Origin of the sequence: Actinomadura vinacea (assembly GCF_039532545.1) — a bacterium.
Lineage (GTDB): Bacteria > Actinomycetota > Actinomycetes > Streptosporangiales > Streptosporangiaceae > Spirillospora > Spirillospora vinacea.
The window spans coordinates 122,053-144,186 of record NZ_BAAARW010000011.1 but is presented as its reverse complement, the minus strand read 5'-3'; the positions used below and the strand labels follow the sequence as shown (position 1 = coordinate 144,186).

The 22,134-nt window shown below is 72.6% G+C and carries 18 protein-coding genes; 5 read left to right on the top strand and 13 right to left on the bottom strand.

Features of this window, described 5'->3' with window-relative positions:
- Positions 1–160 precede the first annotated feature (160 nt).
- A complete protein-coding gene (locus ABD340_RS12385; protein WP_344588962.1) occupies positions 161–904 on the top strand; it encodes a Clp protease N-terminal domain-containing protein in 744 nt (247 codons plus the stop codon).
- Positions 905–912: 8 nt separating this feature from the next.
- Here ABD340_RS12385 and ABD340_RS12380 read toward each other — a convergent pair whose 3' ends face one another.
- The 3 genes from ABD340_RS12380 to ABD340_RS12370 form a co-directional block, all read right to left on the bottom strand.
- The gene (locus tag ABD340_RS12380) at positions 913–2,028 is read right to left on the bottom strand and encodes an alkaline phosphatase family protein (RefSeq protein WP_344588961.1); all 1,116 of its coding nucleotides are present in this window, start codon (positions 2,026–2,028) and stop codon (positions 913–915) included.
- A complete protein-coding gene (locus ABD340_RS12375) occupies positions 2,025–2,606 on the bottom strand; it encodes a DUF5998 family protein (RefSeq protein WP_344588960.1) in 582 nt (193 codons plus the stop codon). The genes ABD340_RS12380 and ABD340_RS12375 overlap by 4 nt, the downstream gene beginning before the upstream one ends.
- Positions 2,607–3,007: 401 nt before the next feature.
- Positions 3,008–5,440, bottom strand: a complete 2,433-nt coding sequence (locus ABD340_RS12370) for a bifunctional acetate--CoA ligase family protein/GNAT family N-acetyltransferase (protein ID WP_344588959.1) — start codon at positions 5,438–5,440, stop codon at positions 3,008–3,010.
- Between the two features lie 237 nt (positions 5,441–5,677).
- On the opposite strand from ABD340_RS12370, the gene ABD340_RS12365 reads away from it, so the two are divergent.
- Positions 5,678–6,604, top strand: coding sequence for a carbohydrate kinase family protein (locus tag ABD340_RS12365; RefSeq protein WP_344588958.1), 927 nt, complete (start codon positions 5,678–5,680; stop codon positions 6,602–6,604).
- A 178-nt stretch (positions 6,605–6,782) separates the two neighbouring features.
- Here ABD340_RS12365 and ABD340_RS12360 read toward each other — a convergent pair whose 3' ends face one another.
- Together ABD340_RS12360 and ABD340_RS12355 are read right to left on the bottom strand one after the other, a co-directional pair.
- Positions 6,783–7,835 carry a LysR family transcriptional regulator gene (locus ABD340_RS12360; protein ID WP_344588957.1) on the bottom strand — a complete coding sequence of 351 codons (1,053 nt, stop codon included), beginning with the start codon at positions 7,833–7,835 and terminating at the stop codon, positions 6,783–6,785.
- Between the two features lie 337 nt (positions 7,836–8,172).
- Positions 8,173–10,305, bottom strand: a complete 2,133-nt coding sequence (locus tag ABD340_RS12355) for a RecQ family ATP-dependent DNA helicase (protein WP_344588956.1) — start codon at positions 10,303–10,305, stop codon at positions 8,173–8,175.
- A gap of 196 nt (positions 10,306–10,501) precedes the next feature.
- Between ABD340_RS12355 and ABD340_RS12350 the strand changes: the two genes are divergently transcribed.
- The 3 genes from ABD340_RS12350 (at position 10,502) to ABD340_RS12340 (ending at position 13,492) form a co-directional block, all read left to right on the top strand.
- A complete protein-coding gene (locus ABD340_RS12350) occupies positions 10,502–11,827 on the top strand; it encodes a threonine/serine exporter family protein (RefSeq protein WP_344588955.1) in 1,326 nt (441 codons plus the stop codon).
- Positions 11,828–11,963: 136 nt separating this feature from the next.
- Positions 11,964–12,299, top strand: coding sequence for a hypothetical protein (locus ABD340_RS12345; protein ID WP_344588954.1), 336 nt, complete (start codon positions 11,964–11,966; stop codon positions 12,297–12,299).
- Positions 12,300–12,316: 17 nt separating this feature from the next.
- Positions 12,317–13,492, top strand: a complete 1,176-nt coding sequence (locus tag ABD340_RS12340; RefSeq protein WP_344588953.1) for a DUF6745 domain-containing protein — start codon at positions 12,317–12,319, stop codon at positions 13,490–13,492.
- Between the two features lie 123 nt (positions 13,493–13,615).
- Here the strand turns inward: ABD340_RS12340 and ABD340_RS12335 are convergent, their stop codons facing one another.
- The 8 genes from ABD340_RS12335 to ABD340_RS12300 form a co-directional block, all read right to left on the bottom strand.
- Positions 13,616–14,470 carry an STM4011 family radical SAM protein gene (locus ABD340_RS12335; protein ID WP_344588951.1) on the bottom strand — a complete coding sequence of 285 codons (855 nt, stop codon included), beginning with the start codon at positions 14,468–14,470 and terminating at the stop codon, positions 13,616–13,618.
- Positions 14,470–15,771, bottom strand: coding sequence for an STM4012 family radical SAM protein (locus ABD340_RS12330; RefSeq protein WP_344588949.1), 1,302 nt, complete (start codon positions 15,769–15,771; stop codon positions 14,470–14,472). Before ABD340_RS12330 ends, ABD340_RS12335 begins: the two co-directional genes overlap by 1 nt.
- A complete protein-coding gene (locus ABD340_RS12325) occupies positions 15,768–16,568 on the bottom strand; it encodes an STM4013/SEN3800 family hydrolase (RefSeq protein WP_425547338.1) in 801 nt (266 codons plus the stop codon). Before ABD340_RS12325 ends, ABD340_RS12330 begins: the two co-directional genes overlap by 4 nt.
- A complete protein-coding gene (locus ABD340_RS12320; RefSeq protein WP_344588947.1) occupies positions 16,556–17,650 on the bottom strand; it encodes an STM4014 family protein in 1,095 nt (364 codons plus the stop codon). Before ABD340_RS12320 ends, ABD340_RS12325 begins: the two co-directional genes overlap by 13 nt.
- A gap of 2 nt (positions 17,651–17,652) precedes the next feature.
- Positions 17,653–18,597: an STM4015 family protein gene (locus tag ABD340_RS12315; RefSeq protein WP_344588946.1), complete on the bottom strand. Its 945-nt coding sequence runs from the start codon at positions 18,595–18,597 to the stop codon at positions 17,653–17,655.
- 15 nt (positions 18,598–18,612) lie between these two features.
- Positions 18,613–19,548, bottom strand: a complete 936-nt coding sequence (locus ABD340_RS12310) for an STM4015 family protein (RefSeq protein ID WP_344588945.1) — start codon at positions 19,546–19,548, stop codon at positions 18,613–18,615.
- An 87-nt stretch (positions 19,549–19,635) separates the two neighbouring features.
- The gene (locus ABD340_RS12305; protein ID WP_344588944.1) at positions 19,636–20,580 is read right to left on the bottom strand and encodes an STM4015 family protein; all 945 of its coding nucleotides are present in this window, start codon (positions 20,578–20,580) and stop codon (positions 19,636–19,638) included.
- Positions 20,581–20,635: 55 nt separating this feature from the next.
- Positions 20,636–22,096, bottom strand: a complete 1,461-nt coding sequence (locus ABD340_RS12300) for an AAA family ATPase (RefSeq protein ID WP_344588943.1) — start codon at positions 22,094–22,096, stop codon at positions 20,636–20,638.
- Between the last annotated feature and the right edge of the window lie 38 nt (positions 22,097–22,134).

Sequence of the window (22,134 nt, the reverse complement as noted above, 5' to 3'; positions counted from 1 at the left end):
ATCGTCAGTTTGGCCCGCCTTGCCCGGATAAGGGAGGGGCGGAATCGCGTTCGTCACATCTCCCGACCCTACGACGCCGAGCGGACGGACGGCTGGACTTCCGCCAATGATGGGGTTACCTTGGGGTCATACCCCCCATATAACCCCATCTGGAGTCGACGTGCCGAAGATCAACGTCTACGTCCCGGACGAGCTCGCCGAGGCGGTCAAGGAGGCCGGCGTGCCGGTGTCGGCCGTCTGCCAGCGGGCCCTTGAGCAGGCCGTACGGCGCGTGACGGCCATCCGGGAGACCGCCGCCACCCGCTCCGACATCGCCGCCACCGTGGCCGGACTCGACCACTTCACCCAGCGCGCCCGCGGGGCGATCAAGCTCGCGCACGAGCAGGCCCGGTCCGCCGGCGCGGCCGGGATCGGCACCGAGCACCTGCTCGGCGGGCTGCTGGCCGAAGGCGGCAACCTGGCCCTCCAGGTGCTCCGCGCCCTGGAGATCGACCCCGACCGGATCTGGAGCGAGATCGTCCGCACGACCGGCGACGGCGGACCGGTACAGGACGACCCCGCGCTGCGGTTCGGCGCGCACGCCGCCGCCGCGCTGGAACTGGCCGTGACCGAGGCGACCGCGCTCGGCCACAACTACGTCGGCTGCGAGCACCTGCTGCTCGGGCTGATCACCGAGCCGGACGGGACGGCGGGGCACATCCTGCGCTCCCTAGGGGCCGAGCAGCGGCTCGCCCGCCGCGCGGTCAGCGCGGCCCTCGCGGGCTACGTCCACCTGCGCGCACAGGTCGCACAGCCCGCGCCGCCCGCCGCCGAATCCGCCCCTGCCGCGCTGGCGGCGGCCATCCGCGAAGAACTGCGGCCGCTCGTCCAGCGCCTGGAACGCCTCGAAGAGCGCCTCACCTGAGCCGCGCGTCAGGCGTGGGTGTGCGTCAGCAGCGGCACCATCTGTTCCGCCGGGACGAGCGAGCCGTGCATCCCCACCATCCTCTCCAGCCACGGCTCGCGCTCGGACGCCACGATGGCGAGGTCGGCGTGGGGCACCGCGATCACGTCGCCGATCCGGTCCAGGAGGGCGGGCTCGACCGGGCCGAACCACCCGGCCGCCACCGCCTCGTCCCGCGAGCACACCCACGCCTTGGCGCCCAGCGCCTCCTCCCAGGCGGCCAGTACGTCGCCGTGCGCGCCGGGCTCGCTGTAGACGTAGCGGGCCCGGGCGTCCCCGCCGAGCAGGGCGACGCCCTCCCGGAGGGCGGGTGTGGTGTCCACGTCCACCCGCTCGGTGGGGTCGACCATGCCGTGGTCGGCGGTGACGTACAGGGCCGCGCCCGGGGGCAGCACACCGGCGATCTTCTCCGCCAGGAGGTCGACGAACCGCAACTGGTGCCGCCAGTCCGGCGACCCGACACCGAACTGGTGGCCGGTGGAGTCGAGATCGGCGTGGTAGACGGTCACGAAGGCCCGGTCGCCCTGCCGCAGCGCGTACTCGGCACGGCCCACCAGCTGGCCCGGCCCGTCCGCCGCCACGTAGGACGCCCCGCGGGCCGTGGCACGGCTCAGGCCGCTCCCCCGGTACATGCGCGACGCCACGTACGAGACGGCCACCCCGTCGGCCGCCGCCCGCTCGTAGGCGGTGGGCGCCGGCTGGAACGTCTCCGGATCGACGGTGTCGTCCTGCCAGCGCAGGCAGTTCAGCAGCCGCCCGGTGCCCGGAATGGCCACCTGGACGCCCAGGAGCCCGTGCCCGCCCGGCGGCAGGCCGGTGGCCAGCGACCCCAGGCTGGCGACGGTCGTGGCCGGGAACCCGGCGGTGAGCGCGCCGCCCGCCAGCGAGGCCAGGAACGGGGCCTGCTCGCGGTGCGCGTCCAGCAGTTCCCGGCCCAGCCCGTCGATGACCAGCACGCAGGCGCGCGGCAGCGCGGGCAGGCCCAGCACGTCGGCCGCGCCCGGCACGCCCAGCGCCGCCAGTACCGAGGCGGGCAGGTCGGCCAGCGCGCCCGCTCCGTAGCGTGGGACCGGCGGAGGGCTCATCTGGCGGTCTCGATCGAGAGCGCCTCGGCGAAGGCCAGCACCTGGGTGACCGCGTCCCGGCCGTCGGCCGCCTCGCTCACCCGCAAGGACAGGTCGTCGGCGGTGACGCTGCCGGTGTAGCCGTGGTCGGCCTCGCAGTTCTCGTCGCCGCACGTCGCCGGCTCCAGGTCGATGTGGGCGATGGCGCCCCATCCGATGGTCAGCACCACCTCCGTGGGCGGCACGCCCGGCACGTAGGACGCCGGGTCGGGCACGACCCGGGTGACCGCGACCGACTGGACGCGGTCGAGCTTGATGGCCTCCGTCGTGGTGGACGCGTGCGGCTGCGCCATCCCCTCGCCGGGCGGGTGCTCGTCGGTATGGCAGACCAGCAGCCGGGTGGCCGACAGCACCAGCACCGTGACGTGCCGCCGCACCTCCATCGCGGGGTCGAACGTCGCCTCATGATGTACGACGTAGGCGGCCACCGGCTCGTCGCCTACCGCCGACTCGACCGCGTCCGCGACCAGGGCCGGATAGTAACCGCTGCGCTCGATGGCCGTGCGCAGCCCGTGAGCCGTCGCTCGGGTTTCCCTCATGGCCCCATCCTGCCCTGTTCCGGGTGGGCCGCGCACATACCGTCCCATCAACCGTCCGATCAACGCGGTCATTTGGGCCCCCTCGGGGTAGGGGATGGGCATGGCCGCTCGTGATCCGTTGCCGTCGCCGCCCCCCATTCCCCCGCCCACGCCCGATCCGGCGCCGCCCCCTCAACCTCCGGTGCCGCCTCCGGAACCGCCGCCGGGACCCACGCCCCAGCCGCCGCCGAGACCGCCGCAGCCCGTCCCGCCCGGGCCGGCCCCCGATCCCGTACCGCCGACCCCGGAACCCGAACCGGTCCCTCCTGGGCCGCCGCCCGAACCCGAACCGCCCGGGCCGGCCCCCGATCCTGTACCGCCCACGCCGGAGCCGCACCCGCCCGAGCCCCCGGGTTGATCTCTCAGGGGAGGCGGCGCGGGCCCAGTTCCGGACGAGGCCCCAACGGGCGCTCAAGGCGCAGCGTCACCTCGCGTACCGCGATGCCCGAGACGCCCACCACCACCGGGTCGAGTTCCAAACGGGCGACCTCGGGCAGGTCGTCGCCCAGGCGGGACACGCGCAGGAGCAGATCTTCCAGCGCGGGCACGTCGACGGGCTCGGCACCGCGATGGCCAAGGAGGAGTGGCGCGGTACGTATGGCACGCACCAGTTCCGCGGCCTCCACGTCCGTCAAGGGCGCCAGGCGGTAGGCCCGGTCGTCCAGAAGGGCCGCTGTCTCGTCGGCCAGGCCGAACGACACCACGGCGCCGAACGACGCGTCCTCCATGGTGACGATGCGCGTCGGTACGCCATCGCCCTTGTCGGCGATCGGGATCCCGTAACAGGCCAGCAACTCGGCGGCCTGCTGGGGCGTTGCCACCACGCTTTCGCCCGAATCCAGCCATTCACCCACCAGCGCCCGCGCGCGCTTGCGATCCATGCCCGAAAGCTCGGGAAGGCTGCCCTGCGGGCGTTGCCGCCACTGCGCGTACCGGACGACGTAGGCCAAGGCCCGTACCGCGACCTCCGGCGCCGGATACGAAGGGATCGACCCCGCCGCCGCCATGCCGTCGGGACCGGCGACCCGCAACTCCTCCGGCATGCCCTCGGAGCCCAGGTACGTCGCCACGATCGGCTTGGAACTCCCGGCGGCCAACCGCAGGAGCTTCTCCGGCACCCGGGCGTCGTAGCCCCCGATCGTGGGCGGCGTGAACAGCGCCACGACCGCGTCTGCGCCCTCGTCCTCCAAGGCCTCCGCCAGCGCCGCCTCGTACTCGTCGGCGCCCGCGCGGGGACCGAGGTTGACGGGGGCGGCGACGTCCAGGCCGAGCGCCACGGCGGCGTCCTGGGCGAGCAGGCCCAGCGAGTCGGAGTTGTCGATGATCGCGATCCGGTCGCCGGCCGGCAGCGGCTGGTAGGCCAGCAGCTGCGCCACGTCGAACAGCTCCGACAGGCCCTCGACGCGGATCACTCCGGCCTGCGCGAACAGCGCGCTGACCGCATGGTCGGGCAGGCTCAGGGCCTTCGCGGCGTGCCCGATCGGGACGCCCTGGGTGCTGCGGCCGCTCTTCACCGCCACGATCGGCTTGCGACGGCTCAGCCGGCGCGCCAGCCGGGCGAACTTGCGGGGATTGCCCAGCGATTCCAGATAGAGCAGGACCGCCTTGGTAGCCGGATCCTCCTCCCAGTACTGCATCAGGTCGTTGCCCGACACATCGGCCCGGTTCCCAGCCGAGACGAACGACGACAGGCCCAGCCCGCGTTCGGCCGTGCGCTGCAAGATGGCGATGCCCAGGGCGCCCGACTGCGAGAAGAACCCCACCGGCCCCCTACCGGGCATGGTGGGGGCCAGGGTCGCGTTCAGGCGCACGTCAGGGTCGGTGTTGGCGATGCCCAGGCAGTTGGGGCCCACCACGCGCATCCCGTACGCCCGCGCGAGCCGCACCAACTCCTGCTGGCGCGCCCTGCCCTCCGCGCCCGTCTCCCCGAAACCGGACGACACCACGATGAGGCCGTGCACGCCCTTGCTCGCGCACTGCTCCACCACCTCGTGCACCGCCCCGGCCCGGACCGACACCACGGCCAGGTCGACGTCGTCGGGGATGTCCAGGACCGAGGCGTACGCCCGCACACCGGCGACGGCCGTGGCGGTGGGGTGCACCGGGTAGACGGGACCGCTGAAGTCGCCGCGCAGCAGATGCCGCAGGACGGTCTGCCCCACGCTGTGCGCGGCCCGGCTCGCGCCGACCACCGCCACCGAGCCGGGGAATAGCAGCCGCTGGATCGACCGCGACTCGGCGCGGTGCTCGCGGGCCGCCATCACCTCCACCGACGTCTCGGTCGGCTCCAGGTCCAGGCGCAGCTCGATCACGCCGTCCTCGAACCGCTGCTCCGCCCGGTATCCGACCTCCCGGAACACCCGGGTCATCCGCCGGTTGTCGGGCAGCACGCTCGCCACGAACCGGTCCACGCCCCGCTCCCGGGCCGCGGCCGCGATGTGCTCCAGCAGCACCGCCCCCAGCCCGCGCCCCTGGTGGGCGTCCTCGACCAGGAAGGCGACCTCGGCGGTGCCGGGACGGTCGGCCGACCGGTCGTAGCGCACCACCGCCACCATCGCCCCGCCGATCGTCGCGATCAGCGCCACCCGCCGATCGTGGTCGACGTTGACGAAGTGCTCGATCTCGCGGTCGGACAGCGTCGGCCGCGGCGAGAAGAACCGGTAGTAGATCGACTCGGGCGACAGCCGTGCGTAGAAGGCCCGCAGCAGCTCGGCGTCCTCGCTCCGGATGGGACGCAGATGCGCGGTCCCGCCGTCGGTGAGGACGACGTCGGCCTCCCAATGATCGGGATACACGTCCCCGAGCGTATGACACGCCGCCCTCCGGGAGCGGTTCCCGCTGGTCCGGGCACTGAAATAGGATCTCCCCGACGGTCGGCGCGGCGCCGCCCCGGGTTAACGCGCAGGGAAAAACGCCGGGTTCCCCGGTTTCGCTGCGCGTTCGAGACCTATTCGGGGGTCAAGAGCTGTTACGGTCGTCCACACGCCCAGAATGCCGCTCGCGCGGGCCGTGTTGATCGAGGTGATGACTCCATGACGCGCGTGGTCGTGGTCGGCGATTTGATGACTGACACCGTGGCTCGTGCCGCATTCCCCCTGGCCAAGGGCAGCGACACGCCCGCCGCCGTGACGACGCACGGAGGCGGCTCGGGCGCCAACGTGGCCTCGTGGCTGGCCCTGGAAGGGGTCGAGGCGGCCTTCGTCGGCCGTCGCGGCTCCGACATCGCGGGCCGGAACCGGGACATGGAGCTCATGGGGTACGGCGTGGACGCCCGCCTGGTCATGGACCAGGAGCGCCCCACCGGGACCTGTGTGGTGCTGGTCACCCACAAGGGTGACCGGACCATGCTGTCCGACCCCGGGGCCAACGCGGCGCTCCTCCCGGAGGACATCGAACGCTGCAGAGACCTTTTCAACCAGGGAACCCACCTGCACCTGTCCGGGTACTCCCTGATCAACGAGGGGTCCCGGAAGGCCGCCATCCACACCCTGGAGCTGGCCCGCAAGGCCCAGATGTCCATCTCGGTGGACGGCGGCTCGTCCTCGCCGCTCAAGCGGATGGGCGCCGAGCCCTTCCTCGAGTGGACGCAGGGCGCCCGGCTGCTGGTGGTCAACGCCAAGGAGGCCGAGGTGCTGACCGGCCGGGACACCCCCGACCAGGCCGCCAAGGTGCTCACCGCCTGGTACCCGCAGGTGGTCATCATGAACGGGGGCGAGGGCGCCCTCTGGTACACCAACGGCCGCCCCGAAGCGGTCACGGTCGCCGCCGAACCCGTCGAGAAGATCGTCGACGGGACGGGCGCCGGGGACGCGTTCGTGGCCGGGTTCATCCCGGTCTGGCTGGACGGCAAGCCGCCCGCCGACGCGCTCACCGCCGGCACCCACCTGGCCGCCCGCGCCATGCAGCACCTGGGCGCCCGCCCGACCCTCGACGTGGTCGACAACCAGATCAAGAACTGAGGCTGTGTTAATTCAATCCCGGCCCAGGGGCTCGCCTGGCGGCTCGCACCCTGACCGGGCTTGGTGCGAGCGCGACATCGCTTCGCGATCTGGCCGGTGCAGCTCGCCTCCGGCTCGCCTCACCGGCCAGGTAGCGCGCTCGCGCGGCACCTGAGGCCACGTCGAGACAGGCCCTAGGTCACGGACCGCCGGCGGGCTCTGCCGTGTGGGCACGGGCGTCCTCGCGTACGGCGGCCCATAGCCGGTTCAGCGGATGGCTCGGGTCGTAGCGCCCGAGATCGGCCTTGCGCACGAACGCGCCGGTCATCAGTTCGGCCTTGGGTTCGAGGTCGTCGTGCAGGTCCAGGGTGCGCAGCGGGCGCTCCCCCGGCTCGATCCGCTCGGCCATGCGGCGCCCGATCGACGCCGTGACGATCATGCAGCCGCGGACGAAGCCCGAGCGCAGCAGCGAGAACCCGTAGTGCACGTCGTCGATGTCGGCCACCACGTTCAGCCGGTCCCGGAAGCCGGGGCCGTACCAGCAGGCCAGGAAGTCGGCGATCAGCCCGGCGGGCGGCACCACCAGGGGCAGCCCGGCCAGCGCGCTGGTGCGCGCGGCGGTGCCGGGCAGCTCGGACTCGTCCAGGTTGGTGAGCAGCGTCGCCCGGCCGCGCGCGTACTCCACCAGGTCGTAGTCGCGCAGCCTGTCGTCGCCGTCGGGCGTGCTGACGATCGTGCCGCAGATCAGGTCCATCTCCCTGGACTCCAGCCGCGCCCACAGATCCTTGGTCCGCACGTGCACGACCTTGAACTCCACCTCCCGCTGCCGCAGCTCCTCGGCCACCAGGTCCCAGGCACGCGAAACGATGGGCAGGGTGAACTCGGTCGTCCCCACGGTGATCATCCGGCCGAGCCTGCGGCGGCTCCAGTGCACGGCGTCCAGCCACTCCCGGAGCGTCTGCCGCGCCAGCCCCGCCGCACCCTCCCCGGTCGGCGTGAACAGGAAGTCCTTGCCGCGCCCCTGCCGCAGCGTGAGCACCTCGCCGCACAGCGCCTGGCAGTTGCGGTTCAGCGTGTCGAGCTGCTTCTGGACGCTGGACTGCTCGCGCCCCAGGGCCCGGGCCGCGCGCAGCGCCGAGCCGGTCTCGTACACCACCAGCAGCGTTCTCAGCTGGTCGAAGGTGGTGTCGAGCAGCCCCGGCGGGCAGTCGAGGAGCTCGTCGAGGAGCGGGCGTTGCACAGAGGACGACACGGACACGGACGGTACTACCCCGCCCGATCGGCGGGCGACGGCCCCGCGAAATGGCCGCAGGGCCATTCCAGCGGGAAATGATGACATTTACCGCCGAACTTATCTGGAGATGCTCTTCCAAACAGCTGGACGGGCTTTGCTGTTCTCTAGAACACTCTCGTCCCGTTGCGCGAGGCCGCCCGCAGGCGCGACAACGAACCTCCTCCCCTTGCGCGCGGCCCACGTGGGGCGGTCGCGCGCAGGGGGTGGGACGACGAGCCCGCTGCTGGACGGGAGCAGGAGGCTTGCTGGCCGCTGCTCGGCTTGGAAGCCGGCATGGCGTGCCGGGGTCGGGTGGTCATGAGGTTGTGGCCAGGGCCAGTGGGAGGACGGTGGGGGCTCCTGCCTGTCGGAGTAGGCGGGTGGCCACGGTCATGGTCCAGCCGGTGTCGATGTGGTCGTCGACCAGGAGGATGGGGCCGGCCGCCTCTCGGGTGGCCGTGGCGACGTCGTCGGGGAGCGTCAGGCCGTGCCAGACGGAGCGGAGGCGCTGGGCGCTGTTGTGGCGGCGCGGGACGGGCTCGCCCAGTGGGACGAGGCCGCCGAGGTAGGGAAGGCGGCCGATCTGGGCGATCCGGCGGCCGAACCCCTCGACCAGGCGGGGACGGGAGCGGGAGGCGACGGTCACCACGCCGGACGGGCGTTCGGCCCAGTCCCAGGCGGACAGGACCTTCACTACGGCGTCGAACATCTCCTGGGTGATGTCGGTGTCGGGGCCCGCGAACAGCTCGCGGAGCCGGTTGCCCCAGCCGATGTCGGTGAGACGGCCCAGGACTCTGCCCGGCTCGGCCAGGTGGTCGGGCGGGATGCGGCCTGAGACGCCGAGGTCGTCCTTGACCCCGGTGGGCCACATGCGGCGCGGCGCGACCTCCACGCCGGGACGGCGCAGGCGATCGCGGGCCTGGGCGGCGCCCGCCTGCGACACCTCGGCGGGCCAGTGCCGGCCGGTGCAGTTGTCGCAGCGTCCGCAGGGACGGGCCTCGGGATCGTCGAGCTGGCGCCGCAGGAACTCCTCGCGGCAGCCCTCGGTGGCGAGATAGTCGAGCATGGCGCGCTGCTCGCGGGCGCGCTCGGCGGCCACCCGCTCGTAGCGTTCGCGGTCGTAGGCCCAGCTCTGGCCGGTGGCCGTCCAGCCGCCCTTGACCCGCCGCACCGCGCCGTCGACGTCCAGGACCTTGAGCATCATCTCCAGCCGCGCCCGGCCGAGGTCGACGCGGGGCTCCAGAGCGCTGGTGGAGAGGGGGCGGCCGGCCTCGTCGAGGATGTCGAGGGTCGCTCTGACGACGGGCTCGGGCGGGAAGGCCAGGCTCGCGAAATAGGCCCAGATGTCGCGGTCTTCCACGCCTGGCAGGAGGATCACCTCGGCGCGGTCGACGCCGCGGCCGGCGCGGCCGATCTGCTGGTAGTAGGCCACCGGCGACTGCGGCGCGCCCACATGGACGATGAAGCCGAGGTCGGGCTTGTCGAAGCCCATGCCGAGCGCGCTGGTGGCGACCAGGGCCTTCAGCTTGTTGCCGTGCAGGTCGCGCTCGGCCTGGAGGCGCTCGGCGGGCTCGGTCTGGCCGGAGTAGGCGGCCACCTCGTAGCCGCGTTCGCGCAGGTAGCCGGCGATCTCGTGGGCGGCGGCCACGGTGAGGGTGTAGACGATGCCCGAGCCGGGGAGCCGGTCGAGGTGCTCGCCGAGCCAGGCGATGCGGCGCTCGGCCTCGGGCAGCCGGACGACCGCCAGGCGCAGCGAGTCGCGTTCGAGCGCGCCGCGCAGCACCAGGGTGTCGGCGGCGGCCAGCTGCTCGGCGACGTCCTGGGTGACGCGGGCGTTGGCGGTCGCGGTGGTGGCCAGCACGGGGATGCCCGGGGGCAGGTCGGCGAGGAGGGTGCGCAGGCGCCGGTAGTCCGGACGGAAGTCGTGGCCCCAGTCGGAGATGCAGTGCGCCTCGTCGACCACGACCAGGCCCGCCCCGGCGGCGAGCTTGGGCAGCACCAGGTCGCGGAAGTCGGGGTTGTTGAGACGCTCGGGGCTGACCAGCAGCACGTCCACCGCGCCCGCCTCGACCTCGGCGAAGATCGGCTCCCAGTCGTCGGTGTTGGCGGAGTTGATCGTGCGGGCGCGGATGCCGGCCCGCTCGGCGGCCTCGATCTGGTTGCGCATCAGCGCCAGCAGCGGCGAGACGATCACCGTCGGGCCGGCGCCGCGCTCGCGCAGCAGCCGGGTCGCCACGAAGTAGACGGCGGACTTGCCCCAGCCGGTGCGCTGCACGACCAGGGCCCGGCGCCGGTCGACGACCAGCGCGTGGATCGCGGTCCACTGGTCCTCGCGCAGCCGGGCCCGTTCGCCGGCCAGGGCGCGCAGGCAGCGCTCGGCCTCGTCGCGGAGGGCCCCGTCCCCGGGGGCGGGCGCGGACGGCTCGGGCGGCATCTCCGGAAGGCTCATCCGTCCTTGCTACCAGCCGCCTCCGACCGCATGCACCCGAATCCGATTCTGGGGATAACTCCCTGGCCTCCCAGGGATTAAGCATGATCGCAGCTTGGGTAGCCTACCGGTCGTATCGGCATGAGTGCGGACAGGAGGCGTGGTACCGGGCATGGGGCGGGCGACTGAGCGCTTGCGGCGGACCTGGCAGGTCTTGATGGACGGATCACCGCCCGAACCGCCTGAGGACGAACCCAGCGAGGTCGTCAACGCGCGCGCGATCGACCTCGTCCTGCGCGTCGGCGAGCTGCTCCTGGCCAGCGGCGAGTCCACCGAACGGGTGAACGAGGCGATGCTCGGGCTCGGGGTCGCCTACGAACTGCCGCGCTGCGAGGTCCAGGTCACCTTCACCAGCCTGCTGGTGTCGGCGCATCCGGGGGGCTGCGCGCTCCCGGTCACCGGCACGCGGGCGATCCGGCGCCGCACCCCCGCCTACTGGCGGCTCACCAAGCTTCACGAGCTCGTCCAGGACGCCTCGATCGGGATGCTGGAGCTGGAGGACGCGCACACCCGGCTGGCGGAGATCAAGCGCGGCCGCGGCCCCTACCCGCCGTGGCTGCTGGTGGTGTCGTTCGGGCTGATCTCCGCCTCGGCCAGCCTGCTGGTGGGCGGCGGGCCGCTGGTCGCCATCACCGCCTTCGTGGCCACGATGCTGGGCGACCGCGCCGCCGCGGCGCTGGCCCGCCGGGGCATCGCGGAGTTCTTCCAGCTGCTGGTCGCCTCCTCGTTCGGCGCGACCGCCGCCGTCCTGGTGGTCGCCATGGGGAACCCGGCCCAGGGGTCCACCCTGGTGACCGGCTCGATCCTCGCGCTGCTCCCCGGCCGCCCCCTGGTGGCGAGCATCCAGGACGGCATCACCGGCGACCTGGTGAGCGCGGGCGCGCGCGTGCTGGAGGTCTTCTTCATCATCGCGGCGATCGTCGCCGGACTGGGCGTCGTCGTGTACATCGCGGTGAAGCTGGACGTGAAAGTCGTCCCCCACCTGCCCAGCGCCCCCGCGCTGTTCGAGCCCGTCCCCGTCCTGGCCGCGGCGGCGGTGTCGCTGGCCTTCGCCGTGTCCCTGGTCGTGCCCAAGAACGTCCTGGTCGCGGCGGCCGCCGGCGGCGCACTGATCTGGATCATGTACACGCTGCTGCTGAATTGGAACGTGACGCCCGTCCTGGCCTCGGCCATCTCCGCCATCACCATCGGCGTACTGGCGAGCATGCTGGCGCGCCGTCGGAACGCGCCAATGCTCCCGTACATCGTCCCGGCCATCGCGCCCCTGCTCCCCGGGACGCTGCTCTACCGGGGGATGGTCGAGCTCAACACCGGCAACCCGCAGGTGGGCGTGCTCAGCCTCATCGGGGCGCTGTCGGTGGCGCTGGCCCTCGCCGCCGGTGTCAACCTCGGCGGCGAACTCGTCCGCGCCTTCCAGCGGGTCGGCCTCAGCGCGTCCGGCCGGTGGGCGCGGCCCGCGGCCCGCCGCACCCGCGGTTACTGAGCGTCCCGGCGAGGATTTTCCGGCCTCTCGGCGGCGGATGAATCGGCTGGTCAAAGCCCCGTGCGCCGGATCTTCCAGGGCAGGTGGACGGGCCGCGCGGGCGGAAATGTCAGTGGCCCCCGTTACGTTGCGGCGCATGTACCGACAGGGAGACATCCTCATCCTGCCCCTCCGGGAGGACGAGGTCCCGCAGACCGTCCGGGACCTTCCGCCCGCTCCGCGCGACGAGCGCGGCCGCATGGTGCTCGCACTGGGCGAGGCCACCGGCCACGCGCACGCGATCGCCGCGCCGGGCGAGCTGCTGCGCGACTCCGACCCGCTGGTGCCCGACCATCTGCACCTGCACTCCGGCGGGCGGCTGGTGCACGAGGAGCACGCCGAGATCTCGCTGCCCAAGGGATGGTTCCGCGTCATCCGCCAGCGCGAGTACGTGCCGGGTGCCGTCCGCTCCTCCCGCTTCGTCGCCGACTGACCCCCCGGAGCCCCCCCGTGCAGACGCAGACCACGCCCCCCACCGCCACCGAGCCTCCGGAGCCCCCGGCGCGGACCCGCGGCGACGTCGTCCTCGCCTGGCAGGCCGTCGCGTTCGCTTCTGGGCCGACCCGCGCCGACGAGCACGAACGCGCCGAAGCCGCCGTCCGCACCACCTACACCGCGGCCGGCCGCACACCGCCCGAGCGCATCGTCCGGGTGCCCTCCCCGGCGTACGGGGCGATCGCCGCCGCGCTGATCGCCGGGCACCGGGACCGGCTCGAAAAGGCCGGGCTGTCCGAGTACATCGAGCCGGTCGCGGCCCTGATCGACGTGGCGGACGCGGGCGCGAGCGTCCGCGAGGACGTCCGCACCCATCCGTGGGAGAAGGCACGCGGCGCCGCTTGCTCCGAACTGGGGCCGGAGCAGTGGGCACGCGCCTGGGAGGAGACCGGCGGCCGGCTCTGGGAGCCGGTGGGCGACCTGGTGGGACGGATCCGGCGCGCCATCGGCGAGCTGGCCGGCGACGACGGCGAGGCCGCCGCCCTGCTGCGCGGCGCCACCCTCGACGCCGTCCTCGGCCGCCACGACGCCGCCTGGCTCGCCCTGGTCGACTCCCTCGGCCACCTCGATCAGGCCGGGCATCCCGGCGCCGCGCTGGCCGGGATGGCGGAGATCGCCAAGGTCGCCGGCTGGTGGTGGCCGTACGAGCGCATCGCGATCATCTCCGCGCGGCCGGTCGAGCTGCACCGGGACGAGCAGGGCCGGCTGCACCGCGGCGACGGACCCGCCCTGGCCTACGGCGACGGGTTCGCGCTGCACGCCTGGCGCGGCATGCCGCTGCCGGCCGGCTTCATCGAGTCGCTCACCGACCTGACGCCGGAGCGCATCAGGGCCGAGACCAACGCCGAGCAGCGGCGGGTCATGCTCGAGATCTACGGCTACGACCGCTACCTGGCCGAGACCGGCGCCAAGCCGGTCCAGCAGGGCAAGTCCGGGGTGCTGTGGCGGATCGACCTTCCCGACGACGAGCCCATCGTCATGGTGGAGGTGGTCAACTCCACCCCGGAGCCCGACGGGTCGTACCGCACCTACTTCCTGCGGGTCCCGCCGGGCACGCGCAGCGCCCGCGAGGGCGTCGCCTGGACGTTCGGCCTCAGCGCCCGCGACTACCGTCCGGAAAGGGAGACCTGACCCTCCCCTTCAGACCGGCCGGGGCGGCCCGGAAAGGTGCCGCGGCCCCGGCCCGCCACGGCGGATGTCCCTTGATGATCACTTCCCTAGTCATCAGGGGACATCCGCCAACGCGAACCCGCCTCAGGCGTCCAGTCGAGGGATGCGTTCCAGGATGCCGCCGGCGAAGACGTCGTAGAGGCCCAGGGGCTCCAGGTGGACGTAGCCGATATGGCAGTCGCAGATCTTCGAAGGGCATGGGCGGGGACGCAGCGCCGAGCGGAATGAGCCGTCATAGATGTTGCCCAGCACGGCCGGGACGAAATGGCAGCGCCGTACCGTCCCCTCGCCGTCCACCGAGATGACCGTGTCACCGGTCCGGCACGGCAGGCCCTCGCTGGCATGCGGGTCCCGGCTGATGCCGAAAAGGGGATCCAGTTCGGCCCATTCGGCGGCCTCCTCATCGGTGTAGGTGAGACCTTCGGCCGCGTTCACCCAGAGATACACGTCACCCGGCAGGTCCGCGCGGAGGCGGCGCGCGGCGTCGAGGTGCTCCGGCTGCCCCACGACGCCGACGCTGAACCGCACTCCGCGGTCCGCGAGGTCGCGGGTCCTGCCGAGGAACCGCTCGTAAGGGACCTGGCCGGGATGGTAGGTGCTCCACAATGCCAGCCGGGAGAGATCCGCCTCCGACGTCCACTCGACGCGGTGGCTCAGGTTCGTCTGGATGGCGACGCGCTGGACGTGCGGGAGATGGCTCAGCTCGACCAGGGCGCGCCTGTACCAGGACCGCACCAGGCCCTCGCCCCACGGGGTGAACAGCACCGATATCGGGTCGTGCTGGTCACGGGCCCAGTTCACGAAGCGTTCCAGAGCGGCCCGGTCGGCCCGGAGCTGCTCCGGGGTGTCCCGCCGCTTGGCGAACGGGCAGTAGGGGCAGTCGTAATCGCAGCTCGCGAGAGGCCCCCGGTAGAGCACCGTTAGATGATCTCGCTTCATCAGCGTGCCTCGTAGGAGTCCATGAGCGTCCGGACGCGGGGCGAGAACAGCGCCGGTCCGATGGCGTCCGAGTGAGCGAGCCCTTCCGGGGTGAGCCTGATGGCGGCCGGGTCGTCCTCCAGCCAGCCTCGCGCGGCGAACGGCTCCAGGTCGAAGTCGTCCGCCGCCTCGGTTCCGAAGCGTTCACGGTAGGCGGCGCGGTCGAGCCCCGGCGCCTGGAGCAGCGACTGGATGAGGTGGCGCCGCCGCCGCTCGCCCTCGTCCAGCGTGAATCCGACCCGCGCGGTGGTGAAGTCGGTCTCCCGCACGAAGTCGTCGATGATCGCGCGCACCGGGGTCGCGCCGACTGCGTAGTCGAACGAATAGTGCAGGTCGGCGGTGTACGAGCGGGCCCCGCAGCCGAGTCCGATCATCCCGTCGGTCTGGCAGCGGTACTCGGTCCCGGGGAGCCCCTGGCCCGGCGCGGCGGAGTCGGGGCGGCGGAACATGCGCATAGACACCTGCTCGTAGCCGTGGGCCAGCAGATGGTCGCGGCCGATCCGGTACAGCTCCATGCGTTGGTCGTCCCAGTCCCGCCCCTGCCGGCCCAGGCCGGTCAGGGGACGGACGTACAGCGGGTAGAGGTACAGCTCCTCGGGCTCCCAGGCCAGGGCGGCGTTGAGGGAGTGCAGCCAGGTCACAGGGGTCTGGCCGTCGATGCCGTAGATGAGGTCGATGTTGAGGGCAGGGAAGCCCGCGGCGCGGATGCGGTCCAGCGCGGCCTCGACCTCGGCGCGTTTCTGGGGGCGGACGGCGGCGCGGACCTCCTCGTCCAGGAAGCTCTGCACGCCGATGGAGACGCGGGTGGTGCCGCGTTCTGCGAGGACGGTCAGCCGGTCGGTGGTGGCGGTGGCCGGGGAGGTCTCCACGCCGAGCGGGATCGATCCCAGATCGGCGAAGCGACCCGCGATGTCGCAGAGACGTTCCAGCTCAGCGGCGGTCAGGTAGGTGGGGGTGCCGCCGCCGAACGCGGCCGTCGCGAAGGTGTTGGGGTCGGGGTCGGCTAGGGCGGTCAGGACGGCGGTCGCCTGGCGGTCCAAGGCGTCGAGGTAGGCGCCGGTCAGTTCCTCGGGTGCGCCGGTTCGGGTGAAGAGGTTGCAGAACCCGCATCGCATCTCGCAGAAGGGGATGTGCAGGTAGAGGAAGAGGGCGCTGCGGTCTTCGTGAGCCCACACGTCCCGGAGCGAGGGGCGGGGGTCGAGTGGCCGGTAGGCCGTCTTGTGCGGGTAGGCGTAGACGTATCCCTGGTAGGGCCCGGTCATGACAGCACGAACTCCCCGTACGGAACGGTCCAGACGACCTCGTGGCCGATGCGGTGACCGGTGTGGCCGTCCTCGCCGTACGCGGTCCCGTGGTCGGAGCAGACGATCACGAAGCAGGGGCGGCGCATGAGGGCGAAGAGGCGGTCCAGGTGCCGGTCGACGTGGCGGAGGGCGGCGGCGTGGCTGTCGCGCGAGTCGCCGTGCTCGCGGGTGGCGCCGTCCAGGTAGAACCAGTTGGGCTGGTGCAGGGCGGCGACGTTGAGGAGGAGGAAGAGCCTGCGGTCGGCGGGGAGGCGCCGGGTCACCCCGGCGACCCGGTCGATCTGGTGGACGATCGAGTCCGGGTCGGTGACGCCGAAGCGCGGCTCCCAGTGGCTTTCGGCGAAGAGGGCGGGCAGGGCCGAGCCGAGCGGGGTGAGCTTGTTGAAGAAGCCGACGCCGCCGACGCAGACCGTGTGGTAGCCGGCCTGGGCGAGGCCGGCGGGCAGGTCGGCGGCGTCGAACGTCCAGGTGCCGGGGCCGGTGGTCGCGCTGCCGGGGAAGCTTCCGGCGAACGGCCGGGGGTGCGGGCCGGGCGCGGCGGGGGTGGGGAGGAAGCCGGCCAGGATCGCGGCGTGCGCGGCGTAGGTGAAGCTGCCGGGGGTGTGCCGGCGTTCCCAGCGGCCGCCGGGGAGCAGCCCGGCGAGGGTGGGGGTCGCGCCGGCGGCGGCGAGTTCGGCGGCCACGTCGTAGCGCAGCGTGTCGAGGGTCACCAGCAGCAGGTCATGGCTGCCGATGATCCCGTTCATGTCGTGCATGCTGGGACATTTCCCGATAGGGCGGCTCTGACCTGGGCAGTGTAGGTGTCGAGCCCCTCGGCGACGCCGCCCGGCAGGCCGGTGATCCCGGGGAGCAGGTCGCCGAACGCGTTGACCTCGCCGACCGCGACCTGCCGCCGGCCGAGCCCGACCAGCAGGTCGACGCCGACCATGAGGCTGCCCGGGAAGCAGGCGGCGGCCCGCGCGCACACGTCGAGGGCGCGGCGCCAGCCGTCGTCGCCGAGCGCGCGCCGCACCGCGTCCAGGTCGCCGCGCGCCCCGCCCAGGTGGAGGTTGGTCATGGGCGAACGGCTCGTGCGCACCACCGCGTGCGTCGCCTCCCCCGCGATGACGACCACGCGCAGGTCGAACACGCGGCCGTCCAGCGTGGCCTTGGGCAGCCACCGCTCGACGTGCAGCCCGTCCGGGGCCAGGGTGTCGACGAGATGCGCGACCTCGGACTCGGTGTCGTAGGACCGGACGCGGAGCGAGTTGACGTAGCCGTCACCTCGCCGGGCCGCCGAGGTGACGGCCTTGATCCGTCCGCGGGGCGCGGTCTGCAACGCGATCACGCCGGACGCGGACGAGCCGTGCGCCGGTTTGACGAACACGCGGCGCATGCCCGACTCGTCCATCCGCGCGCGCAGTTCGGCGTAGTCGCGGACGGCGGGCAGGACGTCCGGCACCGGGACCCCGGCGGCGAGCAGGCGGGCGTGGCAGCGTCTCTTGTCGCACATGACGGCGATGTCGTCGATGTCGTTGAGCAGCCGCGCCCCGGCCCGCTCCGCCTCCGCCGCGATGCGCGACAGCCCGCGGGTGAACGTCCGGTACCAGCGGGCGCCGCCGCCCACGCGGGCCGGGTCGCCGGGGCCGCGCAGCAGGGCGTCGACCTCGGTGTCCTCGCCCGGCGAGTCGATCCGCACCGGTCCCGGCCCGTCGGTGCCATCGAGTTCCAGGCCGCCGCCCAGCACGTCCGGCCAGGAGACCACGCGCGGCTCGGGCAGCGCGGCGGCGCGGCAGGCGTCCGAGAAGAACGCGGTGCGCCGGTCGCCCGGGGTCCCGATGACGGTGAACGCGGTCATCGTCACTCCGAGACCTGGACGTACATGGGGCCGTCCCACTCGTCCCATTCCTCGACCTGCGCACCCTGTGGCTTGCCCAGGTCGACCTCGACGCCGGCGAGCGCGGTGCGCAGGCGCTCCATCAGCGGCTCCGACAGGTGGTGGAAGCAGAGGTCGAGCCGTTTCAGGTGGGTGAGGGGCTGGCCCAGCAGCAGCGCCTCAGCGCCCTGGTCGGACAGCATGCCCATGCCCAGGGCCAGCGTCTCCAGCCTCGCCACGATCGGCGCGGACGCGACCGCCGCCGCGATGTCGTCCTGGAAATCGGCGTTCTGCAGCCCGAGATGCCGGAGCGCGGGCAGCCGGACGCCTTCGAGGATCGGGGCCAGGTCGTCGACGGTGGAGTCGCCGCCGTACTGCCGCACGCCGAACCAGAGGTCCAGCTCTTCGAGGGCGGGCAGATCGCTGGCCGCCACGCCCCGCACGACCTCCGCGGGCAGACCGCCGGTCTCGAACCGCAGCGCCTTCAGGTTGTCGTGGCGGAACGGGCTCAGTTCGAGGCCCTCGCCACCCCGCACCTCCAGCCGTTCGAGGGCGGGGAACGCCTCGACCAGCGGGCTGATGTCGCCCTGCTGGATCCAGGAGATGTGGTACTCCTCGTCGAGGATGTCCCCGACGAACACCGCCCGCAGGTTCGGGAACCGGTCGGCGGCGGCGACCAGGGTCCTGGCGCCGAAGCCGTCGGCGTCGTCCCATCCCCAGAAGCCGATCACCAGCGCGGTCACTCGAGTGGTGTCGACGGCGGCCACGAAGCGGTCGAAGAGCTGCGCGAACCCGCCGTCGCCCCAGTCGCTGCGGACGGCCCATGCCACCTCTCCCGCGGGCGGCAGCGGCGCGTCCGGCTCGGTGTCGGGGGTGAAGTCCTGCACCGGGAGGCCGGCGAACTCGGTCAGATGACCGTCGAGAGACATCGGATTCTTCCGTTCCTATTCCGCAACGGCGACATAGCGCCATTCGTCGTCAGGGTCCTGGGCGTCGCTGAGGTCGAGGGCCACGCTGGGCAGCGCCGCCCGGACGCGGTCGGCCATCCCGCCGGTCATGTAGTGGTGCCGCAGGTCGAGGGAGGCGAGATGGGTGAGCGGCTGCCCCGACAGCAGCGCCTCCACGCCCTGGTCCGACAGCGCCCCCATGCCGAGGCTGAGCGACTCCAGCCGGGCGACGATCGGGGCGGCCGCGACCGCCGCGGCGATGTCGTCCTGGATCTCGCTGTCCTCGAGCCCCAGGTGGCGCAGCGACGGCAGCCGTTCGCCGCTCAGGATCGGGGCGAGGTCGCCGACGGTGGCGTCACCGCCGTAGTTGGAGTGCCCGAGCCACAGATCGAGATGTTCCAGGGCCGGGAACTCGCAGGCCGCCACGCCGCGCACGACCTCGCCGGGAAGCCCGCCGGACTCGAACCGCAGCGTCTTCAGCCGCTCGGCGCGCACGGGCTTCAGCTCCAGATCCTCGCCGCCGCGCACCTCCAGCCGTTCCAGCCCAGGGAAGGCCGCGAACACCGGGGTGATGTCGCACTGCTCGATCCAGGAGATCTCCCGTTCCTCCAGGACGATGTCACCGAGGAAGAGGGCGCGCAGGTCGGGGAAGCGTTCGGCGGCACCGGTCAGCACCTCGACGGGGGTGGGGTCGCCGGGGGCGCGGATGCCCCAGTGCCCCATGATCAGGTGGGTCACCAGGGTGGTGTCGACGGCCGCGGCGAACCGGTCGAGGACCGCGGGAGTGATCCTCTCCTCGCGCCATCCGCTGGTCAGGCTGACCCTCCAGGCGGACAACCCGGCCGGGGGCAAGGCGGTCGTGTCCGGGTCGGTCTCCATGTCGAACGGGGTCACCGGGAGCCCGTCGAACTCGCCCAGATGACTATGGATCACAGCACGGGTCCCTTTCACGCGATCATCAGGACCCGTTCCTACCAGCCGGGCCCGACATACCGCCGCCGAACGGCGGCTCCGGCGCCGTTACTCCGCGACCGCCACGTAGACCCTGTCGTCCTCGGGTCGCCGCTGGTCCCCGAGCTCGACCTCGACGCCGGGGAGGGCGGTGCGGAACCGTTCCATCATCGGATCGGTGAGGAAGTGGTGGTGCAGGTCGAGCCGCTTGAGGTGGGTGAGCGGCTGGCCCGACAGCAGCGCCTCGGCGCCCTGATCGGTGAGGGCCCCCATCGCCAGGCTGAGCGACTCCAGCCGCGCGACGATCGGGGCGGACGCAATCGCCGCCGCGATGTCGTCCTGGATCTCACTGTCCTCCAGGCCCAGGTGGTGCAGCGACGGCAGCCGTTCACCGCTCAGGATCCCGGCCAGGTCCTCGACCGTGGTGCGGCCGCCGTAATCGGCGACGCCCAGCCACAGTTCGAGGCTTTCGAGGACCGGCAGGTCGCTGTCGCCGACGGCCCGTACGGCGCCGTTCGAAAGCCCGCCCGACTCGAACCGCAGCGTCCTGAGTGCCGGCGCTTCGAACGGGTTGAGGACCGGGCCCGAGCCGCGCACGCCGATGTGCTCCAGGCCGGGAAACGTCTCGAAGAGCGGCGTGATGTCGAAACCCTCGATCCAGGAGATCTCGCTTTCCTCCATGGTGATGTCGCCGAGGAAGAGGGCGCGCAGGTTGGGCAGGCGGGCGGCCGCGTCGACGACCAGCCGCACCGGGTCGACGTCGGGGTTGTCGTCGTACGAAGCGCCCCAGTAGCCGATGACCAGATGCGTGACCTCGGCGGTGTCGTTCTGCTCCAGGAAGGCCCCGAAGACGTCCGCGAACGGGGTGCCTTCATACGAGGTGCCCACGCGCCAGGCCAACTCCCCCATCGTGCCCGGCTCGTAGGCGAGGGGGACCGACTCCCCCTCGTGCTCGAACGAGGAGTCGGTCACGTCCTTGCCGGCGAAGGTGCTGAGGTGCTCGTAGACGGGCATCGGATCCCTTTCGGACGGTCGAAGGATCCGTTCCTATCAGCCGACGCCGACGCCCCTACTCGAATCCGTCCAAATCCCCCTCGTCATCCTCGGACGACTCGGGCGCGCCGCCGAGCAGGCCCCGGGTCAGCGACTGGGCCGGATCGAACATCTCCTCCAGCGCCACGCCGAAGTGGGCGTCGGTGAGGGCGTCCACGGCCGGTCCGTCCCGCAGCGCCACCAGCACCGCGCGCCGCACCAGTTCCTTCACGAACGAGGCGGTCACGCCCTCGGTACGGGCGACCACGGCGTCCAGGTCGGCCGCCAGGCGCAGCTTGCGCCCGTACAGGCGGAGCAGCCGCAGCCGCCCTTCGGCGTCGGGACGGGGGATCTCGACGGCCAGGTCGATCCTGCCCGGCCGCTCGGTGAGGGCGCGCTCCAGGGAGCGGACCCGATTGGTGGTGAGCATGAACACCACGTCGGCGTCGCCCTCGATCCCGTCCATGGCGTCCAGCAGCGAGAACAGCAGCGGGTGGCCGCCGTCGACGAACTCGCGGTCCTCGGCGACCAGGTCGACGTCCTCGACGATCACGACCGACGGGCTCAGCCGGCGCGCCAGGGCCACCGCCGTGTCCAGGAACCGCATCGCCGGGCCGGTCAGCTGGATGACGGTGTAGCCCTCCAGCCGGGCCATCAGGTAGCGGACGGTGTGGGTCTTGCCGGTGCCGGGCGGCCCGTGCAGCAGCAGGCCGCGCTTGAGGTGCTGCCCGGCCGCCAGCAGCTGCGGGGCATGCTCGGCGATCCCCACGACGTGCGCCTCGATCGCCTGCAGCCGCCCGTCGGGCAGCACCACGTCGCCGGCGGTCAGCTCGGGGCGGGGCACGAAGCTCACCAGCTCGTTGCCGTGGTGCTCGCTGGCGCCGAACTTCAGCACCTGCCCGCGCAGCGCGTCGTGCTCCTCGCGCAGCCGGTCGACCTCCTCGCGGGCCGCGGCGGCGGTCGCCCGGTCCCGCGCGAAGACGGTGAGCACGCAGAGTTCCTCGTAGGACTCGCGCGTCATCACGCCGATCACGACGGGCTCCCCGTCGGGAGCCACGGTGGCGACCATGCCGAGCTCCACGGCCTCCATCGTGGAGCCGGGACCGGTCGCGGCGGTGGCGTACGCGGGCCGGCCGAGCTCGTAGGTGCCGTGCCGGAGCGCTCCGGTGAGCATGGCGGCGAGGTCGTCGAAGTGCCGTTCGGCGCCGATGACGCCGAACCATTCGGCACCGGGCGAGCGGGCGGCCAGATAGGCGTCGATGCCGCGTTGCAGTCCGGCGTGCTCCCAGGCCCGGTAGTCCTGGGTGACGGTGACCAGTTCGGTGAACGGCACGCCGACATGGCCGGTGATCCGGGCGCCCAGGGGTGATTCGGCGTTGTAGGAGTCGAGCCGGTCGCCGGCCGAGCGCAGCAGCCGCTGCATCCCGGCGGCCAGGGCGCGGGCGGTGCCCGCCTCCATCTCCCCGTTCGCCCTGTCCGTGGTGTCGTGATCGGTCACGGGGTCCTTCCGTTCGTCCGGCCGCCCAAGGGCAGGGT